Genomic DNA, 19,026 nt, shown 5'->3' with positions numbered 1-19,026 from the left:
CAACGGGTTGGAGTTGAGTGGAGCAACTTAGCGGGATTGGTCTCACGACGAGCTTGCCGGCCGATTTTGGCTAGACCGCTTGCCGCAAGAGAATCGGATGGATGAGGCTTTCGCCTCGTCGATCTACCGCCGATCCTGGCAAGCGGGCCGCGCTTTCAATGGTAGCCAGCGGGACAGGGTGGCGCACTATGTGCTTCGGCAATTCGCCGCCGAAGGTCTCATGGTCCATTTTCTTGGTGAAAGACCCCTCCCGTGGAAACGATACCCGCTCCCCATTTTCCCGAACAAGACCGGCAGGGTGCGCCGTGGACGATCGCCGTCATCGACGAAAAGCAGCTCACCCGTAGTTGCCTGACACACAGCCTCATTTCTGCCGCCCCCGCTTTTGCTGCGCGCGGATATGCCAGCCTGGCGGAATGGCACCAGAACGGGGGAGGGCACGCATCGTGCATCGTCCTGCTTTGCGTCACGGGTCAGAAAGCAACCGAGGCGATCGTGGAGCTCGATCTCGATTATGTGTCACGCCATGAGGGCGACGTGCGGGTGATCGTGGTTTCCGACATCGAGGATCCCCGACTGGTCGTGGCGGCTCTCGGCAGGGGCGCCAGGGGCTATATCGGCATGAGCGCCAGTCTGGATGTTGCCCTCGCGGCCATACGCCTGGTGGCGGCGGGAGGCGTCTTCGTCCCGGCGAGCGGCCTGTTGCCGTCCAAGTCACGCGCTGGCCTTAGCGGCGAGGAAAGCCAGGATGAAGGGGTGCCGCGGCAGGCAGCATTCACGCCCAAGCAATTGGCCGTGATCCAGCGTTTGCGGCAGGGCGAGTCCAACAAGATCATCGCCTACAAGCTGAATATGGAGGAATGCACGGTCAAAGTGCATATCCGCAACATCATGCAGAAGATCCGGGCGCGGAACCGTACGGAAATCGCCTACATGACCAATAATCTGTTTGACGGCGATATCCAGTGATGCAGTCGGCGGGAGGCAGCGAAGCTCCGGCCCGCCCCGAGGACCAGGCTCGCGGCGCTGCGAGCCTCAAAGCGCGTCGGCTTCAATGATGCGAACGCCGGATCGCCGGGCCCGCGCGACCAGGTCCGCACAATCCTTGTCGCCCGGAAAGGCGATGACCAGGAAGGGCTCGTAGCAGTTGAGCATATGCTCGTTGCGCAGCGGACCTGCCGACTTGCCATATCGAAACCAGGACGCGCGCTCGGCGATTGACCGGACCCGATGCGCGACGGCCCATTTGGTCGCCAACAGGTCGGCGCCACGCTTGCCGCCATGAACGATACGAAACGCGCCTTCATCCATGAGAAGACGGTCCAGGATCGCAAACACGCGTTGCTCGTCAATGACCCCATCATTGCCACAGACGAGGACGGTCTTGAGCTTGTCGGGCGGCCGGCTCGCGGTCTCCCCGCCGGGAACCTGCGTCAGCGCGAGACTTACATCGTGAATGTCCATCGTCATGATTGCCACCGGCGGGACCCGCGACCGTATTGGATCGCAATTTCCTGTATTTCTTCGTGCTGATGCATCTGCCTGGGCAGAACGTCTTTTTGCTCTCTCAGGGAAATGCCGTGGGTCTAGCCGCGATGCCTGATGTCGAACACGTGCCGCAGCCGGACACCGGCTCGGTACCTGGTTCGGGTCAAACCCTCAGCCCTTCCATGCTGCTATTAAATCGCCAACCCGCGTGACAGGGATGTGATCCGATTGCCCCGTCAGGGCAGGGCCAAATAAGGTTGGAGCCGTTGCGCGCGAGCGCCCCATCCGTGCCCAACTCTCGTGGCATCCTTGCCCCCGCAATTGAGACCGATCTCTGTCCTTCAAACCTTTTGGTATGCGCCGCCCTTGTTGAGTATCGCCGACGCCCTCATCCACGCCCTGACATCCATCATCCTCGCTTTGGCAGCCATCCGCGCGACCGGCATCATTGCCCTCACAGCCGCCGGTTTGCTGGTGGCAGGCGCGGTAGCGGCGAGTATCCGGCGAAGAAAACGCGGGTGAGGGGCCTTGCCAGCCGTCAGCATCCGGGATCGCGCGCGCTGGGCCTAACGCAGCGGGTTTTCCACCGCCGGCTCACGCTGATAGGTCGCCAGCACCTGCCGCAGCTTGCGGCCCAGCAAGAGAAGGGCTGCCAAGCCGGCGCAGAGGCCGAAGCCGAGGGCGACGACCTGCAGCATGGACAGTTGACCATCCAGACTCGCGCGTAGCCCGGCCCCAGCAGCGACCTGCAAGGCGATGCCGGGCAGAATGCCAACGCCGGTCGCGACCAGGAAGGGGCCGAAGGCGATCGACGTCGAGCCGAACACGAAGCTGACCAGGCTCGAAGGCGCGATCGGCGCGCAGCGGCACAACAGCACGATGCGCCAGCCGCCCAGCCGGACGGCCTCGCGAAGCGGTTCCAACAAGCGCCAGCGCCGGGTGAGCCGGTGCCCGTAGCGGCGTCCGACCACCACACCCAGCCAATAGGCCACCGACGCACCGAGGATGGAGCCGATCAGGGCGAGCGGAATGCCGTAAAGCCCGTAGGCGGAGCCGGCTACGATGCAAAGCGCGGGCCGGGGCAGCAGGGAGATCGCACTGACGAAGAAGAGCAGCAGCAACACGGCCGCTCCCCATTCACCAGCAAAGCTCAAGAAATCCGCCTGCATGCCCAAGCCAGTCCCGATGTCGTTCGCCGTTCATACCGCGTCACAGGCAAGATGCAACTTCGGGGGGCTTTGCTCAAGGAACATTCCCGCGATTCGCAGAGCGCCTTGCCGATTTTGCCGCCCGAAAACAAAGCACCCGGCGTGTCGGGCGCCGGGTGAAAAGTTGGTTGCTATGCCGCCGATTTGCGGCATGGGCGCACTATTGTCGGACGATGTGACACAGCCGTGAAAGTGCTCGCCCCGACCGATTTGCGAGGTGACGAAGTCAATAGAGATAGAAAAGCATTTAGAAACAGCCGGGTGCGAACGCGCTCCGTTTTGGAATGAAGCGCGACGCCCGGTCGCAGACGCACCCTCGAAAGCCGAGCAAGCCTGTCAGAGTATGGTTTCGAGGATATTGGCCGCGTCGCCGATATCGGCCTGGATGGCGCGTACGGCGCCGGCGTGGTCGCCGGATTTCAGCGCCTCCACCAGGACACGATGGTGCTTGTTCGAAACGACGAAATTGCCGCGTTCCTGCAGCAGGTTGAAATAGGGGCTGACCTGGAGCCAGAGAGTTTCGATGATGCCGAACAGGGTTTCCGAACCGCTCGCCTGATAGATCTCGAAATGCAGGGCCCGGTTGGCGCGCAGATAGATCTTCCGCGCCTCCTTGTTCGGCTTGATATTGTCCATCTCCTCGACCAGTTCGTCCAGCCGGGCGAGTGTCGCGGGCTGAAGGTTGGGCACGGCCCATGACACCGCCAGGCCTTCGATCTCCAGGCGAGTCCGCGTCAGATCCGCCAGCCTTTCGCGGGTGAGATGGGGGATGCCGAGGCTCCGTCCGGCCACGACGGTGAGGGCCTTTTCCGCCGTCAGGCGAAGAATCGCCTCGCGCACGGGCATGGCGCTGACGCCGAAGGCATCGGCCAGCCACTGAATGGTGATGGACTGGCCCGGAGCCAGATCGCCATTGAGGATCAGTTCCTTGGCCTGGCGATAGACGTCCTCCTGCATGGTGGCGCGCTGCACACGCACGACCGAGAGCGGCTCTCGCGCCTTGGACCTGATTTCGCTCATGACACCTCCGCGTTGCAATCCCGATGCCGGGTTCTCGTCTTGTAGGTCGGTTCGCCGTCCGGAGAAAGCGGTCCTCTGCGCTTGCAAAATTTCTGATCTTTGATTTATGATCAAAAGTAGCTCAAAGAAGCTGGCTCATCAACGAGTCGAAGTGCCCGCCGCAACGAAGCGGGCTGACAGGGAGGGAAGAATGGGATTGGTAAAGCGCGGCGCTGCCCTGGTGGGCGCGGGACTGCTCGGCCTATGCGCCCTTGGCGGGCAGGCCGAGGCCAAGGACAAATACAAGATCTATCTGTCGATGAGCTATATCGGAAATGACTGGCAAGGCGAGGCCGCCAACATGGTCAAGGCCATGGCCGCCAGCAAGGAGTTGGCCGATAAGGTCGATCTCCAGGTCCAGGTCGCCGGCCCCAATGCCCAGCGCCAGATCCAGCAGATCAACGCCATGGTGCAGGCCGGCGCCAAGGCCATCGTGGTCTTCCCGATCTCCCCCACTGCCTTGAACGCAGCCGTGAAGAATGCCTGCGGCAAGGGCGTGGTGGTGATTGCCTATGATGGCGAGATCACCGAACCTTGCGCCTACAACGTCACGATCGACCAGAGCGAGGCAGGGCGGGTCACGGCCGAATGGCTGGCCAAGAAACTGAACGGCAAGGGCAACATCATCGCCATCACCGGCGTACCCGGCACCTCGGTCGATACGCTGCGCACCAAGGCCGCCAAGGAAGTCTTCGCCAAATATCCCGACATCAAGATCGTCAACGAAGCCATCGGCATGTGGAGCCAGGCGGTGGCCCGCACCGAATTATCCAAGATCATGGCCACCCGCAAATGGGACGAGATCGACGGGCTGTGGATGCAGGTGGGCTGCTATACCGCCAACACCATGCAGATCGAGGCCGGCGCTACTCCCGACAAGCTCAAGCCCTGTGCCGGTGAGGGCTCGAATGGCGGGCGCATCCAGATGCTGCCTGTGGGCACCGAGGTCGAGGGCGCCAACGGCACCTACACACCAATGGCCGCCCCCCGCATTTCCTATGCCTCACCGCCTTATTCGGGTGGCCTGGCCCTGAAGCTCGCCATCGCCAAACTCGATGGCAAGGACATCCCCAAGCACACGGTGCTGCCTTTGCCAATCGTGACGAACGAGACGATCAAGCTTTGCCAGGAGGGCAGTTGGGCGGAGATGAAGGCCGGCTGCAATGCCTTCAAGCCTTCTCTCGTTTCCAATCCCGGCTGGTTCGCCTCGATCTATTCGGCCGAGACGCCCGAACTAGGGCTGTCGGCGGCGCTGGTCGGCCAGCCCGAGAACTGACGGCGGCGTGGGTCTGCGCCATCCTTGCTGACCCACCTGTACTGCTTTGAGCATCGTACCGAAAAGGGGGCGCCGGTCTTCGGCAAAAACGATGCGGCATCAAAGATCTGCAGCACCAGAACCGATTCCGGCTCCGGTGCTGCCGACAACACCAATTTCCAGGGACCGGCTCGTATGTCATCCATATCCGTTCAGACGGCCTTGTCGAAAACGGCGATTGCGGCCTGCGATATCAGTCGCTCCTTCGGACCGACCATCGCCGTCGACGGCGTCTCCTTCGAGGTCCTGGCAGGCGAGGCCCACGCACTGCTGGGCGAAAACGGCGCTGGCAAATCCACGCTCGTCAAGCTGCTGTCCGGCCTGATCATGCCCACGACAGGCCATTTCGAGATCTTTGGCCAGCAGGCGGTGCTCGGCAGTCCGCGCGCAGCCCATCGGCTCGGTATTCAGACGGCTTTTCAGGAACTCACCATCGTCAAGGACCTGACGGTGCTGGATAATATGCTGTTGCCCTATCCGCCGACCCTGTTCGGCCAGATCCGCCGCTCGGAGGCGCGCCGGCAGGTGATTGATCATCTGGAAGCGCTCGGCCTGGAGGCGATCGATCTCGATACCGACCTGCGCGATCTCGATCTCAACATTCGCCAGAAAATCGAGATTGCCCGCGCCTTGTTCCGCCGCCCCAGGATCCTCCTCCTCGACGAACCGACTTCCACCTTGTCCGGCCGGGACATCGACTGGCTGGGCGGCCTGATCGATGGGCTGAAGCGCGACGGCGTGACGGTGGTGTTCATCTCTCATCGCATGGCGGAGGTGAGGGCCTTTTGCGATCGGGTCACGGTCCTGCGTGGTGGCAAGCATATCGCTACCGCCAGCCTTGCCGATGTCGCCGACGAGGACCTGATCGGCATGATAGCGGGCAGAGAGCTGGGTCGTTCCTTTCCGCCCAAGCCGCCGGTGCCGTCCCTGACCGGAGATCCCGTGCTGTCGGTGAAAGGACTTGGCACCCATAAGAGGCTCGATGAGGTCAGCTTCGACCTGCGTGCGGGCGAGATCCTCGGCGTCGCGGGCCTGCAGGGCATGGGCCAGCTCGAGCTCTTCTCGGCCCTGTTCGGCATGGAGGAATATCGCGGCGAGATCCGAATTGACGGGCAGGCGGTGACGCTGACCTCCCCGCGCGACGCCATCGAGGCGCGTATCGGCATCAGCCTGGTTCCCGAGGACCGCAAGACCGAAGCCCTTTTCCTCAAGCTTGACGGGCAGCGCAATGTCTCCCTGCCGGTGATCGAGCGCTATACAAGGTTCGGCCTGATCGACGAAACCCGCGAGGAGGCGGATGTCGCCAGGGTCTTCGGCAGGCTCAACGTGCAGATGCGCGCGCTGTGGACCAGCGTGAAATCCTTTTCCGGCGGCAACCAGCAGAAGATCGCCATCGCAAAATGGCTGTTCGCGCAAAGCCGCGTGCTGCTGCTGTTCGACCCGACCCGCGGCATCGACGTCGGCACCAAGCACGAGATCTATGCCTTGATCCAGCAATATGCCGCCGCCGGCGGCGCCGTCCTGTTCCATTCCACCGAGATTGCCGAACTCGACCATCTCGCCCATCGCGTCCTCGTGCTCTATCGCGGCAAGGTTGCGGCCGATCTCACCGGCCCTGCGATTTCCGAAGACGCCATTCTGCGCGCCACGCTGGGCAGCGCTTCCACGATCCGGGAGGCATCATGAGCGCGGCCCACGTCGACATGTCCCTCAAGCCGTCGCGGGCCAAGCGCGCGGGCCTGCGCTGGTCGCGCCATCGGGGTGCGCTGATCGCAGTCACCGCCTTCCTGGCCTGCCTCGGGCTGATCCGCCTCGTCAGCGGATCCCTCAACTATTACGATGTCTCGACCATTGCTACGGGCGGAGCCACGCTGGCGACGGCTGCTATCGGCCAGACTATCGTGGTGTTGTCGGGCGGGTTCGACCTGTCGGCGGCTGCCGTGGTTTCGCTGGTGAACGTCGCACTGGCAAGCCACATGCAGGACGATCCTTCCAACATCCTTTTGTGGTCCTGCGCCGGCATCGCCATCGGAGCGGCGGCGGGGGCGTTCAACGGTTTCTTCATCGCCTTCCTGCGCCTGCAGCCGATCGTCGTGACGCTCGCGACGATGTTCATCCTGCAGGGGGTGACGCTGCTGGTGATGGACAAGCCCGGCGGCCAGCTTCCCGCTGACTTCACGGCCTTCTTCACGGCCGACGCGATCCCCGAATGGCTGCCGGGACCGGTTCTCATGCTCGTACTCCTGGTGTTGGGCTGGCTTTTCCTCAAGAATACCGTCTTCGGCAAGGCGATCTACGCGATCGGCTCTGACCGGGACGCGGCCCGGGCGGCGGGCCTCAACACCCGCCTGTGCGAGTTCTTTGTCTATGTGCTGGCCGGCGGGCTCTACGGCCTGGCCGGCGTGTTCATCAGCGCGCAGACCGGCTCGGGCGACCCGCTGGTCGGCAATCCCATGCTGCTGCAGATGTTCGCGGCCGTGGTGGTTGGCGGTACATTGCTGGGCGGCGGGCGCGGCGGGCCTGTTGGTACCATCTTCGGCGCCTATGTGCTGATGATGGTGGTCAACATCCTGCTCGTCCTCAACGTGCCGGCCTTCTATTCCTCCGTCGTCGAGGGCACCATCCTGATCCTGGCGGTGCTCGGCGCTTCGATCACCCGCACATCGGTGCTCGCCACCACCCTGCGCCTGATCGGCCATCGCTTGGCGGCCTGGCGCCAGGGCCGCCTGCCGCGGCAGCTGTCACTGCCGGAAACGCGGTTGCGACTGCCGGCCGAGCCGGCTCAAGCCGCGCGATCTCAGATTGCCCGTCCCAGCTTCTGGATCCGCCGCCAGGAGGATCTGCGCACGGTTCTTCCAGCCTTTGTCTGCTTTGCGATCGTCCTCATCGTCAGCCAGTTCGTGCTCGGCAGTACGCTGGCGTCGTGGGGCTACTACAATTCACTGATCGTGCTCGCGAGCTTCCTGGCCATTCTCGCACTCGGGCAGGGGAGCGTGATCCTCACCGGCGGCCTCGACCTCTCCCTGCCGTGGACGATCGCGTTCTGCGGCATCGTCAGCGCCGGCCTGATGAAGGGATCGGACAGCGCCATGCTCTATGCGCTGCCGCTGGCCCTGGCGATGGGTACGTTCATCGGGCTGTTGAACGGCCTCGGCATCGTTGCCCTCGGCCTGTCGCCGATCGTGATGACCTTGGCGATGAACGGCATCCTGCAGGGCTTCGCGCTGGTCTATTCCGGCGGGACGCCCGACGGTTTCTCGGCCCCGGGGCTTCGCTGGATCATGACCGGGCAGGTGATGGGCGTTACGCCGATCGTGCCCCTCGTCGTCCTGTTCGTGTTCCTCGCCATCGTCCTGCTCGGCCGGACCGCCTTCGGCCGGCGTGTCTATGCCATCGGCAATGGCGCGCGCGCGGCCCAGTTGTCGGGCGTGCCGGTCGGCGCAACCACGGTCAAGGTCTATATGCTGTCCGGCTGCTGTGCGGCCCTGGTGGGCTGCCTCCTCGCCGGCTTCTCCGGCCAGGCGAGCCTGGGCATGGGCGATGACTATCTGCTGCCGTCCATCGCCGTCGCCGTGGTTGGAGGAACGCTGATCACCGGCGGGCGAGGGCGCTATATCGGCATGATCGGCGGCGTGCTGCTGCTGACGGCCCTGCAGACCCTGCTGGCCGGCACCACGCTCCCTTATGCGACCCGCGCCATTCTCTACGGGGTCGTGGTGCTTTGCGCCGTTATCACATTGCGTGAAAAAAATTCCTGAAAACATTGTAAATCAAGGAAATATACATGATCGGAATTGCCCTCAAACCTGGCCTTCGCGTTCTCATCACAGCCGGAGCTTCCGGCATCGGTCGCGCCATTGCCGATCTCTTAATCGACAATGGTGCCAGGGTGCATGTGTGCGATGTCGCCGAGCAGCATCTTGCCGATTTCAGGGCAGCTCATCCCGGACACGGTGCCAGCCTGTGCGACGTCTCGGACGAAGAGGCCGTGGCTGGGCTCTTCGACGACGTGCGAGCCGGGCTCGGGGGCCTCGATGCGCTCATCAACAATGCCGGCATTGCCGGGCCGACCGGCGGTGTGGAGGAGATCTCGCCCGCCGATTGGCGCCGCACCATCGATATCTGCCTCACCGGGCAGTTCCTATGTTCTCATCACGGCGTGCCCCTGCTCAAGCAGGCGGGCGATGGCGCCATCATCAACCTGTCCTCGGCGGCGGGGCGCTATGGCTATGCCTATCGCACGCCCTATTCGGCCGCCAAATGGGGTGTCATCGGCTTCACCCAGAGCCTTGCCAAGGAACTCGGCCCCTCCGGTATCCGGGTCAATGCCATCCTGCCCGGCATCATCCGCGGGCCGCGCATGGAAGGGGTGATCCGCGATCGCGCCGCCCAGGTCGGCGTGCCCTATGAGGCGATGGAGAAGCAATATCTCGACCGCATCTCGCTGCGCCGCATGACGGGCCCGGAGGATGTCGCTGCGATGGTGCTCTTCCTGTTGTCACCGGCCGGAATCAACATCTCCGGCCAGTCCCTGGGCGTCGACGGCAACGTCGAGTCCCTGTGAGCGCCTCCCTCTCAGTCGGGAACATTCCCATGAAGACAGCCATCATCGGATCCGGTTTCATCGGCCGCGCCTGGGCCATCACCTTCGCAAGGGCCGGCCATGAGGTCAGGCTCTGGGACAAGGATGCCGACGCCTTACCGAAAGCCTTGGCCTTCATCGACGAGATGTTGCCGGATCTTGCCGCAAATGACCTTCTCGGCGGTTCCGAACCTCACGAAGTCAAGGCACGCATCCGCATCGAGCCCGATCTTGCCGTAGCGCTCGATGACGTCGACCACGTCCAGGAGAACGCGCCCGAACAGGTCGAGCTGAAACGCACTCTGTTCGCCGATCTCGACCGGCTGGCGCCCGCCAAGGCGGTGCTGGCAAGTTCGACTTCGGCGATCCTGCCTTCCGCCTTCATGGAGCATCTTCCCGGTCGCCAGCGCTGCCTCGTGTGCCATCCGATCAATCCGCCCTACCTGGTACAAGCGGTGGAGGTCTGCCCCTCGCCCTGGACCTCGCAGGAGGCCATGTGCAAGGCGGCCGACTTCATGCGCAGTTGTGGCCAGTCACCTTTGGTGATGAAGCGCGAGATCGACGGTTTCATCATGAACCGCCTGCAGGGTGCTCTGCTCGAAGAAGCGTTCCGCCTGGTCGCCGACGATATCGCCAGCGTCGAGGACATCGATATAGGCCTGCGCGACGGGCTGGCCTTGCGCTGGTCGTTCATGGGCCCCTTCGAGACGATCGACCTCAACGCGCCCGGGGGCGTGCGCGACTATGCCGAGCGCTACCAAGGCATCTACGCCAACATCTTCCCGTCGGTGCAGTACCGCGTCGATTGGGCTGGCCCCGTGATGGAGCGCATCGAAGCGGAGCGCAGCGCCCTTCTACCGCGCGACAAGCTCGGTGAGCGCCAGAAATGGCGCGACCGCCAGCTGATGGCTCTGCGCGCGCACAAGCGCAGGACCGCCAAGGACATCGGAAAGTGAGTAAACGGCATGGCCCGCAATAAAGTCATCATCACTTGCGCCGTAACCGGCGCCATTCATACGCCCTCGATGTCGCCGCATCTGCCGGTGACGCCGGAAGAGATCGCCGATGCGGCAGTCGGCGCCGCCGAGGCCGGCGCGGCGATCGTGCACCTCCATGCCCGCAATCCCGTGACCGGTGAGCCCGACCAGAAGCCGGAGGCCTTTGCCAGGTTCCTGCCCCAGATCAAGCAGCGCTCGAACTGCGTCATCAACCTCACCACCGGCGGTGCCCCGACCATGAGCATCGAGGAGCGCGTGCGACCGGCGGCAACCTTCGCGCCGGAGGTCGCCTCGCTCAATCTTGGTTCCATGAATTTCGGCCTGTTCGGCATGCTCGATCGCTTCACCGATCTCAAGCATGAGTGGGAGCGAACCTATCTCGCCAACAAGGACATCATCTTTCGCAACACCTTCGGGCAGATCGAGCACATCCTGACCACCTGCGCGGGCAACGACACCCGTTTCGAGTTTGAATGCTACGACACGGCGCACCTGTACAATCTAAAATATTTCTTCGATCGCGGCCTGGTGAAGGCGCCGCTCTTCATCCAGACCGTCTTCGGCCTGCAGGGTGGCATTGGCGGCCATCCCGACGACGTCCAGCACATGAAGCGCACCGCAGATCGCTTGTTCGGCGACCAGTATCGCTGGTCCGTCCTCGGTGCGGGCCGCAACCAGTTCAACATTGCGGCGATGTCGGCTGCGATGGGCGGCAACGTCCGCGTCGGGCTGGAGGACTCGCTCTGGAACGGGCCCGGCGTGCTCGCCCGCTCCAATGCGGAACAGGTCACCAGGGTCCGCCAGATCATCGAGGGGCTGGGCCTCGCCGTGGCGACCCCGGACGAGGCCCGCGAAATACTGAGCCTGAAAGGCGGCCATGCCGTGAATTTCTGAGCACTTGATCGGGGCTGCCAGCCGGAAGGCTGACGACAAAACGGCTGAAGGAGAGGGAACGAGCATGCGTATCGAAGTCTTGCTGGATGTGAAGACCACCCTGGGGGAGGGCCCGCTTTGGGACGTCGACCAGCAGCGTCTCTACTGGATCGACAGTTTCGACGGCCGCGTCTTCCGTGCCACTGCCGCTGGCAGGGAGCTCCGGGCCTGGGACGTGCCGCAGAAAATCGGCTCCATGGCGCTGCGCAAGGACGGCTCGGGCGCCGTCGTCTCGCTGGCGCGTGGCTTCCATCTTCTCGACTTCAAGACGGGTGACGTCGAACTCATCCACGATCCCGAGCCCGACCTGCCCAACAACCGCATCAATGACGGCAAGGTTGACAAGCGCGGCCGCTTCATCGCCGGCTCGATGGACACGATGGAGGAAGGGCCGAACGGGGCGCTCTACAGCCTGTCGACGGATTTCAAGGTCACCAGGCTCGATTCCGGCATCATCTGCTCGAACGGGCCGTGCTGGAGCCCGGACGGTACTATTTTCTATTTCACCGACACCTGGTCCGGCGAGATCTCTGCGTATGACTATGACCAGGACACTGGCGGCGTGTCGAACCGCCGGACCTTCGCCAAGGTCGATGGATCGGGTGGTGGTGCGGCCGATGGCTCGACGGTGGACGCCGAGGGCTGCCTGTGGAATGCCCTGGTCTACGATGGCAAGCTGGTGCGCTATCGGCCGGACGGCTCGGTCGACCGGGTGATCGAGATGCCGGTCAAGAAGGTCACCAGCGTGATGTTCGGCGGTCCCGATCTTGATGTGCTCTATGTGACCTCGATGGCCAAGCCGCCTTTGCCGCGCTTCCCCGGCGATGGCGTGTTGCGGGGCAGCCTCTTCGCCATCCATGATCTGGGCATTCGGGGCATCCCGGAACCCCGTTTCGGCGGGTGAGGGGATCGGAGAATGGCAGGGACGTGGCAGCGGTTCCCGGTCACGGCGTACGCGGGCGTCCCGTCAGAGGCGCCCTGACACGAACTCCGATGGGTTGGCTCGTTGAAGTTAAGGATAAGAATGACCTTGTGCTGATAACCTGACTTATACGAGGTGGCCACGCTAAATTGGCTTGCTCATGCACCGAGCGCGCATACCCGTTTGGCGCATCTTGTGCCTATGCCGAAAGGGCAAGCCTCTTCCTTGTATTTATAAAAAGATATTATATATCAATGACATATATAATATTCCTATATCGATGTCTTATCGAGCTGATCTGCTTTGTCAGGTGTAGTGCATACCTATATCCGCCACTCTTATGGCGATAGAGGCGTGCCGAAGTGCCATGCCCTGGTCCGCGCTTGCTGAAGCAGAAGCCCTGATCTTCCGGCTGCTGTGTCGCGCAGCCGGAAGATTTCTCAATCAACTCTGCAGCGAGCCCGTTCGAAGCGAGGCACGGCCGCAAGCGAGCCCTATTCTACAACCTGTACGATCCGGCGGGTGCCCGGATCGACCAACACCACCTCGTCGTTGATCACCGTATATTTGTAGCGGACTTCACCATAGTCCGCGGGCACGTCATAATATTCGATACCGTCCTCGGGCAGAACGACGCCCACATTGACGGGCTCCTCATAGCGGTAGGACGGAACGTGCCTCTCGATCACATATTGACGGAAGCGGGGGCGCTGCTGAATTCCCAGCAGTCCGTTGATACCGCCCGTCACAGCGCCAACCGTGCCACCGACGATGCCGCCGATCGGCCCGGCGTTCTCATTACCGCGTTCCGCCCCTTCCTGGGCTCCGCCCATCACGCCTTGCGCCTGGGCAGCGGCTGGCAGCCATAGCGCCACCAAAGATACGCCAATCAAGTTCATCAACCTGTTTGTCATGGTCTTTCTCCGCGATTGTCGAGTGTACGCACTCCAGATATGAGCAGTATAACAATCGGAGGATAAAATTGTTCCCATATAAATTTTCCTAAAATAAGAATTATGGCAGCTGCCTTCAAATTATCTTTGATTTCTCAATGAGAACACATTTCAGATAAATGTATGGCGTTTATATTATTCTGATAAATTCTGAAGATATCGATCTATATAGAACGAGAATTCTTATCGGTCTTGCTTACACGCGCGGCAATGAGCTCTCGATTCCAGCGTGGGTAACGGTCCTCCAGGGCACATCAGATCATTGTCCGCCAACTGGATTCGCCATCGTCCGTGGGGCGCCACGCCACGGCGTATGTGCGAAATCGCACATACGCCGCAGGGAAATACCTCTATCGCTCCACGCAGTTTGTAGGCCTGCTGGATAGGGGCGGTCTGATATAAGGTAATATGGTAATGGGTACTGCTGTTCTTTCCGACGCCTATAGGAGCGTCGACATGTTTGATCGCCCGCCGAGACTGCGCGATGACGCAGTGCTACCGACGGCGCCCATTGCCACGCCCTCCGTCACGCCTCGGATTGCAACAATCCCGGTCCTCATCATCAGCGCGGCAACGCTGATCCGAGACTGTCTGGCGCGCTGCCTCGCCGATTCTGAATTGAACTGCACGATGAGCGGCTACGGATCGGTAGACGAATGGCGCCCGTTGGACCCAGCCGCTCCCGTGACCGTACTGCTGTGCGCAACTGGCGACTGGGCGACGGAACACGCCATCTGCGACGACATTGCCAAGCTGCAAGCCAAGGCTCCCGATAGCCAGATCATCGTACTCTCCGATGCCGAGAATCCCGCTTTGGTTCGCCGTACCCTGGAGCAAGGCGCCCGTGGTTTTGTCGGTATGACCTTCAATCTGGATATGGCGGCGGCGGCCATTCGTCTGGTCCAGGCCGGGGAGAGGTTTGTGCCTGTTACGAGCCTCCTGGCTGCGCAGACAGCTCCCATGCAGGCTCCGGAGAAGGGGCCATTCCACCAGGTTCTTACCCAAAGGCAGATCGACGTCATCGACCACTTGCGCCGCGGCGAGTCCAACAAGATCATCGCCTACAAGCTCGAAATGAGCGAGAGCACGGTGAAGATCCATATCCGCAACATCATGCGCAAGATCAAGGCGCGCAATCGCACGGAAGTGGCGATCCTGACCCAGGATCTGTTCAACTGATCGCGGGGATTTCCCTCAACGGTCGTACCGACCGCAATTCCAGTTGAACCGCGTCAAATCTCAAAATGCTCCAAGGCTCCCCAAGGGGAGCCTTTTTCGTGCGTCGGCGGCAAGACGGGAACATGGCGCCAGGTCGGGCGTTATAGTTGGGTGCGGTGCAGGCTACGAGCCATCGCCGTCACGGATCACCAGAACGGAGAACATGATGGCCGACTCGATTTCCTCGGACGATGTGCGCAAGGAACTGGAAAAGCAGATTACCGAACTCAGAAAGGAAATCGGCGCACTTGGCAAATCCATCGCGGACCGTGGCGCCGAAACATTGGAGCGCACGCGCGAGGCGGCCTCGGAGGCCGTGGATCGAGCCAAGGGACAGACGCGAGCTTCCTTCCAGCAAGCACGCGAGCAAGCGCACGCCGTGACCGATGCGGCGAGGGAACACCCAGGCACCGCCGCGACGATCCTGTCCTCAGCCGGCATTGTCGGGTTCGTAATAGGGCTTGTGGTCGGCGCCACCCTGCTCGGAAGCGAACGCCGTTGATGTTTGCGTGTCGAGCAAGCATCGACACGCTGTTCTGAAACAGTTTTTCGGCCAGGGGTGCTTTACCAGCTGCGCTTACTTGTCGACCAGGGCAAAGCGCAGCCTGGCCGGTTCGCTTGCAGGATTTGGCCAACCCAGGGTCGAATTGGCAAAGGCATGAAGGAGAGCCGCCAGCCGGGCGCAAGGCTCCGAGCCGGCGACGACTGCCTTGCCGGCTTCATCTGCGTCTAAACCATACCGCACCTGGCATTGAAACTGTTCCAGGGCGCCATCGAGCGACCTGACATTCAATCGGCTCCCGGGCAGCAGGCATTGCCGAAGTCTTTCGACGGCATCGACGGAGGCTGTGAGCGCGTCAGGCTCGGCACGATGCGAACCATTGGCTGAAGACAGGCGATGGTCAGGCAGGACGACCAGCCAATCGGCGAACATGCAACCATCGAGATAACGAAGGCTCAGGCAGATGTCGCGATCGAGCGATGGATCGCTGCCGCTCAGCCGACTGGCTCTGTCGGCAAATGAGAAAAGCGCGCGCACGTCATAAGCTTGCATCGGATCCGTACCTTGATGATTGTCGATGGCGAGAACCGCTACCAACAGCAAAGGTTTCTGGCCTGCGACGAATTGGAGCAGAGCCACAGGGTCAGCCGGCGGGAACCACGGGGCCGGTTAGCAGGTTCAGCAGCAAGGCGTTTGGACATCAAGGCCACGGCGATCGGGCGGGGTCTGCGGCTTGAAAAGGGAGGACGATATGCGTGGCCTTGGCCTTCTGGCTTCATTTGCGGGACTGATCACCATTGCCAGGCTTCTGGATGACAATCATCGGCTGCGCCGGAAACTGGAGGTGCTGAATGCGCACGGCGCGGCAGCCGCCGGTAGGCGCCGGAATATGGCGATGCAGCCTGCCGATCCTTGGGACGAGGTCGACGAAGCGAGCGACGAGTCGTTCCCTGCCAGCGATCCGCCCGCTTTCACCGCACGCCGCGGGACCTGAAACGTACCGAAAACCGGCATCCGCTTTTCGGCACGGTGCTCTAACCGCCAAGTGCTTTGACGATCAGGATCAGCGCGGCGGCGATGATTACGCCTCCGATCAGCCGCGCGGCGAGTGGACCGTTCGGTGCGAGACGCTCGAAGCTGATGGCCGCCGTGACGGCTGCCATCATGCGCAGATCCATCATCCCGGTCATCAGAAGGATCGTGGTCAGGCCGACGGAGTTCAGGCTGCAATGGGCCCCCAGCCACAAGCCGTCCAGCAAGGCCGCGTGCGCCGGTCGCTCGACTCTGTTTGCTGGCATACCGTGCCAGCAGGCGAGCTGGTGGGCCTTCCATGGCGTGAATTGCCAGGCGCCGGCCAACAGAACGATCAGGCCTGCGGCGAGCGGTACGGTACGCGACAACTCCGGCAGCTTGGCGCATGCTACCGCGAAGGTTGCGCTGCACAGGAAGACAAGGCAGCCGACCAAGGCCCACACCGAGAGATAACCCAGGCCGATCAGGGCGATGAGATGGCCGGGACGCCTTTTTCCCGCCGCGACCAGAGCCTCGCGACGGCGCCACAGGACGGGCGACAGGCTCGGCAGCATCATGGCTGCCATCATGGCCAGCCACATGGCGAGGAAGGATAGGACCAAGCCGGGCCAGCTCTGCCCGCATGTCGGCAGCCACATCATCGACATCGTCCAGTTGCCGGGCATCGGGATCTCGCCCATGCCGGCCATCGCCAGCGACCATTCCAACATGATCGCCGTGCCCAGCGCGAAGGCGAGACCCAGACAGCCGACAAAGGTAAGCCGGGAGATCCATCCGGCGCCGTCATGCGCTGGGCTGTTCCATATCCTGCTGGCGTGAATGAGGCTCATGACGGGTCTCGCGGCGTTCTCGATACGATCCGGTGTTTCGTGCTAGTCCGGGAGTGTCGGATGGTGGGAGTGACAAGTTTGGCGGGATTCGAATGGACTCGCTGATTACGGCCGCGGCCCGTGCGCTCGCCGCCGGCGATCCGCTCGGTGCCCTGAACCGGATTGCCCTGCGCGACGATGCGCCGGCATTGGCCCTGCGCGGCATCGCAATGGCGCAGCTCGGGGACCTCGATCGCGCTCGGACACTGATCCGAAGCGCGGGCCGTGCCTTCGGCACCAGGCAAGCGGTGGCGCGCGCAAGATGCGTTGTCGCCGAGGCGGAGATCGCCTTCGTCTCGCGCGATCTAGGCTGGCCCGCCAAGGCCCTTCATGCGGCGCGCGTGACGCTGGAACAGCATGGCGACTGGGTGAATGCCGCACATGCCAGATATCTCGAAGCTCGGCGCCTGCTGCTGATCGGGCGCCTGGACGCCGCCGAGGCAGAGCTTGCCAATTTCGATCCCGCGCCGCTGCCGCCGGCCTTGAGGACGGCGCATGATCTGGTGGTTGCCGGCATTGCGATGCGCAGGCTGCGGACCCGACAGGCCCGTGAGGCGCTGACCCGGGCCAAGCTGGCCGCACGCCAGGCCGGGATCCCGGCGTTGGCGGCGGAGGTCGAAAGCGCCATGCGGATTCTGGACACACCGGCCGCGCGCCTGATCACCGGCGGCTGCGAACGCCCCGTGCTGCTCGATGAAGTCGAGGCTTTGCAGACATCGAAAGCCTTCCTGGTCGATGCCTGCCGTCATGTCGTGCGCGATGCAGAGAAGGGGGCTTCGCTCGCCAGACGGCCGGTGCTGTTTGCCCTTGTCAGGGCGTTGGGCGAGGCCTGGCCCGGCGATGTGACGCGCGACGAACTGGTGGCGCGCGCCTTCGGAGCCAAATCGGCCGACGAGTCCCATCGCGCCCGGCTTCGGGTCGAGATGGGCCGCCTGCGCGCGATCTTGCGGGGAATGGCCGCCGTCAACGCGACCCGGCGCGGCTTTGCCCTGGTCCCTCGCCGTGCCGGCGACGTCCTGGTACTGGCCCGGCCGGTCGAAGAGAAATATGCAGCGGTGCTGGCGTTCCTCTCCGATGGCGAAGCCTGGTCGAGCTCGGCTCTAGCGCTTGCGCTCGGTGCCAGCCAGCGTACGGTGCAGCGCGCCCTCGACGAGCTCGCCTTGGCCGCCAAAGTGCAGTTCTTCGGCCGCGGCCGGGCACGCCGCTGGGTGACGCCGCCCGTGCCGAGTTTCGCGACAACCTTGTTACTCCCCGCGCCTTTGCCATGAAGTTAGGGTCGCCCGATGAAACGGACATCAGCAGAAATCCTTCGCGAATATGGCCCTTTTGCCGGTGTCGAGGCCGTGCACGGGGTCAGCTTCGATGGTGACAACGTCTGGTTTGCGTCCGGCGACAAGCTGAACGCACTCGATCCCGACAGTGGCAAGACGGTGAGGTTTCTCGATGTCGCCGCGCATGCCGGCACCGCTTTTGACGGCCGGCATCTGTTTCAGATCGCGGAGGATCGCATCCAGAAGATCGATCCGGCCACCGGCAAGGTGCTCGCCACCATTCCAGCGCCCGGCGGCGGCAAGGATTCAGGCCTGGCCTGGGCGGAAGGCGCCCTTTGGGTCGGCCAATACCAGGACCGCAAGATTCACCAGATCGATCCTGAGACCGGCGCCACGCTACGCACCATCGAATCCAACCGTTTCGTCACTGGTGTGACCTGGGTGGATGGGGAGCTTTGGCACGCCACCTTGGAAAATGATGAGAGCGAATTGCGGCATATCGATCCGGCTACCGGCAAGGTTCTCGACAGCATCGAGATGCCGGCCGGCCTGGTCGTCTCCGGGCTCGAATCCGATGGGGGCGATCGCTTCTTCTGCGGAGGTGGTGCCAGCGGAAAAGTCAGGGCCGTCCGCCGGCCCTCTAGAGCAAAGCGCATTCATGACTGAACGCTTGTTT

General features: G+C 62.8%; 20 protein-coding genes. 14 read left to right on the top strand and 6 right to left on the bottom strand.

The features are described from left to right. Positions 1-252 precede the first annotated feature (252 nt). A complete protein-coding gene (locus tag ACZYTC_RS25680; protein ID WP_441770732.1) occupies positions 253-969 on the top strand; it encodes a LuxR C-terminal-related transcriptional regulator in 717 nt (238 codons plus the stop codon). A gap of 66 nt (positions 970-1,035) precedes the next feature. Here the strand turns inward: ACZYTC_RS25680 and ACZYTC_RS25675 are convergent, their stop codons facing one another. After that, complete coding sequence (locus tag ACZYTC_RS25675; RefSeq protein ID WP_441770733.1) at positions 1,036-1,470, bottom strand: SLOG family protein; 435 nt, start codon at positions 1,468-1,470, stop codon at positions 1,036-1,038. 387 nt (positions 1,471-1,857) lie between these two features. Between ACZYTC_RS25675 and ACZYTC_RS25670 the strand changes: the two genes are divergently transcribed. Beyond that, positions 1,858-2,010, top strand: coding sequence for a hypothetical protein (locus ACZYTC_RS25670; protein ID WP_434960771.1), 153 nt, complete (start codon positions 1,858-1,860; stop codon positions 2,008-2,010). A gap of 44 nt (positions 2,011-2,054) precedes the next feature. On the opposite strand, the gene ACZYTC_RS25665 is transcribed toward ACZYTC_RS25670, so the two are convergent. Together ACZYTC_RS25665 and ACZYTC_RS25660 are read right to left on the bottom strand one after the other, a co-directional pair. Then, positions 2,055-2,642 carry a TVP38/TMEM64 family protein gene (locus tag ACZYTC_RS25665; RefSeq protein WP_488990873.1) on the bottom strand — a complete coding sequence of 196 codons (588 nt, stop codon included), beginning with the start codon at positions 2,640-2,642 and terminating at the stop codon, positions 2,055-2,057. A 390-nt stretch (positions 2,643-3,032) separates the two neighbouring features. Further along, entirely contained in the window at positions 3,033-3,716 is a 684-nt protein-coding gene (locus ACZYTC_RS25660) for a GntR family transcriptional regulator (protein ID WP_434960773.1), read from the bottom strand. A gap of 190 nt (positions 3,717-3,906) precedes the next feature. Here ACZYTC_RS25660 and ACZYTC_RS25655 point away from each other — a divergent pair, with 190 nt between their 5' ends. From ACZYTC_RS25655 to ACZYTC_RS25625, 7 genes are all read left to right on the top strand, one after another. Next, positions 3,907-5,031, top strand: coding sequence for a sugar ABC transporter substrate-binding protein (locus ACZYTC_RS25655; RefSeq protein WP_434960774.1), 1,125 nt, complete (start codon positions 3,907-3,909; stop codon positions 5,029-5,031). Positions 5,032-5,205: 174 nt separating this feature from the next. Further along, entirely contained in the window at positions 5,206-6,756 is a 1,551-nt protein-coding gene (locus tag ACZYTC_RS25650) for a sugar ABC transporter ATP-binding protein (RefSeq protein WP_488990872.1), read from the top strand. Then, a complete protein-coding gene (locus tag ACZYTC_RS25645) occupies positions 6,753-8,828 on the top strand; it encodes an ABC transporter permease (protein WP_488990871.1) in 2,076 nt (691 codons plus the stop codon). Before ACZYTC_RS25650 ends, ACZYTC_RS25645 begins: the two co-directional genes overlap by 4 nt. A gap of 26 nt (positions 8,829-8,854) precedes the next feature. Then, positions 8,855-9,634, top strand: coding sequence for an SDR family oxidoreductase (locus ACZYTC_RS25640; protein ID WP_488990870.1), 780 nt, complete (start codon positions 8,855-8,857; stop codon positions 9,632-9,634). A gap of 29 nt (positions 9,635-9,663) precedes the next feature. After that, positions 9,664-10,608 (top strand): 3-hydroxyacyl-CoA dehydrogenase, encoded by a 945-nt coding sequence (locus ACZYTC_RS25635; protein ID WP_488990869.1) that lies wholly within the window; start codon positions 9,664-9,666, stop codon positions 10,606-10,608. Positions 10,609-10,617: 9 nt separating this feature from the next. After that, on the top strand, positions 10,618-11,544 hold the full coding sequence (kce, locus tag ACZYTC_RS25630) for a 3,5-dioxohexanoate:acetyl-CoA acetone transferase (protein ID WP_488990868.1): 927 nt from the start codon (positions 10,618-10,620) through the stop codon (positions 11,542-11,544). Between the two features lie 64 nt (positions 11,545-11,608). Further along, positions 11,609-12,487: an SMP-30/gluconolactonase/LRE family protein gene (locus ACZYTC_RS25625; protein WP_488990867.1), complete on the top strand. Its 879-nt coding sequence runs from the start codon at positions 11,609-11,611 to the stop codon at positions 12,485-12,487. A 512-nt stretch (positions 12,488-12,999) separates the two neighbouring features. On the opposite strand, the gene ACZYTC_RS25620 is transcribed toward ACZYTC_RS25625, so the two are convergent. After that, positions 13,000-13,419 carry a DUF1236 domain-containing protein gene (locus ACZYTC_RS25620; RefSeq protein ID WP_434960781.1) on the bottom strand — a complete coding sequence of 140 codons (420 nt, stop codon included), beginning with the start codon at positions 13,417-13,419 and terminating at the stop codon, positions 13,000-13,002. Positions 13,420-13,914: 495 nt separating this feature from the next. On the opposite strand from ACZYTC_RS25620, the gene ACZYTC_RS25615 reads away from it, so the two are divergent. Continuing rightward, on the top strand, positions 13,915-14,637 hold the full coding sequence (locus ACZYTC_RS25615; protein WP_488990866.1) for a response regulator transcription factor: 723 nt from the start codon (positions 13,915-13,917) through the stop codon (positions 14,635-14,637). A gap of 202 nt (positions 14,638-14,839) precedes the next feature. Next, a complete protein-coding gene (locus ACZYTC_RS25610) occupies positions 14,840-15,178 on the top strand; it encodes an ElaB/YgaM/YqjD family protein (RefSeq protein WP_488990865.1) in 339 nt (112 codons plus the stop codon). 75 nt (positions 15,179-15,253) lie between these two features. Here ACZYTC_RS25610 and ACZYTC_RS25605 read toward each other — a convergent pair whose 3' ends face one another. Continuing rightward, the gene (locus ACZYTC_RS25605; RefSeq protein WP_488990864.1) at positions 15,254-15,730 is read right to left on the bottom strand and encodes a hypothetical protein; all 477 of its coding nucleotides are present in this window, start codon (positions 15,728-15,730) and stop codon (positions 15,254-15,256) included. 199 nt (positions 15,731-15,929) lie between these two features. Here ACZYTC_RS25605 and ACZYTC_RS25600 point away from each other — a divergent pair, with 199 nt between their 5' ends. Continuing rightward, positions 15,930-16,172, top strand: a complete 243-nt coding sequence (locus tag ACZYTC_RS25600) for a hypothetical protein (protein WP_441770743.1) — start codon at positions 15,930-15,932, stop codon at positions 16,170-16,172. Between the two features lie 40 nt (positions 16,173-16,212). Here ACZYTC_RS25600 and ACZYTC_RS25595 read toward each other — a convergent pair whose 3' ends face one another. After that, positions 16,213-17,040 (bottom strand): DUF2182 domain-containing protein, encoded by an 828-nt coding sequence (locus ACZYTC_RS25595; protein WP_488990863.1) that lies wholly within the window; start codon positions 17,038-17,040, stop codon positions 16,213-16,215. 92 nt (positions 17,041-17,132) lie between these two features. Here ACZYTC_RS25595 and ACZYTC_RS25590 point away from each other — a divergent pair, with 92 nt between their 5' ends. Beyond that, a complete protein-coding gene (locus ACZYTC_RS25590) occupies positions 17,133-18,347 on the top strand; it encodes a helix-turn-helix domain-containing protein (RefSeq protein ID WP_488990862.1) in 1,215 nt (404 codons plus the stop codon). Between the two features lie 15 nt (positions 18,348-18,362). After that, the gene (locus ACZYTC_RS25585; protein WP_434960788.1) at positions 18,363-19,016 is read left to right on the top strand and encodes a Vgb family protein; all 654 of its coding nucleotides are present in this window, start codon (positions 18,363-18,365) and stop codon (positions 19,014-19,016) included. Positions 19,017-19,026: the final 10 nt, after the last annotated feature.

It is taken from the genome of Labrys sp. F242, assembly GCF_057813875.1.
The sequence above is the reverse complement of the archived record's forward strand: the minus strand, read 5'-3'. Positions and strand labels throughout refer to the sequence as shown.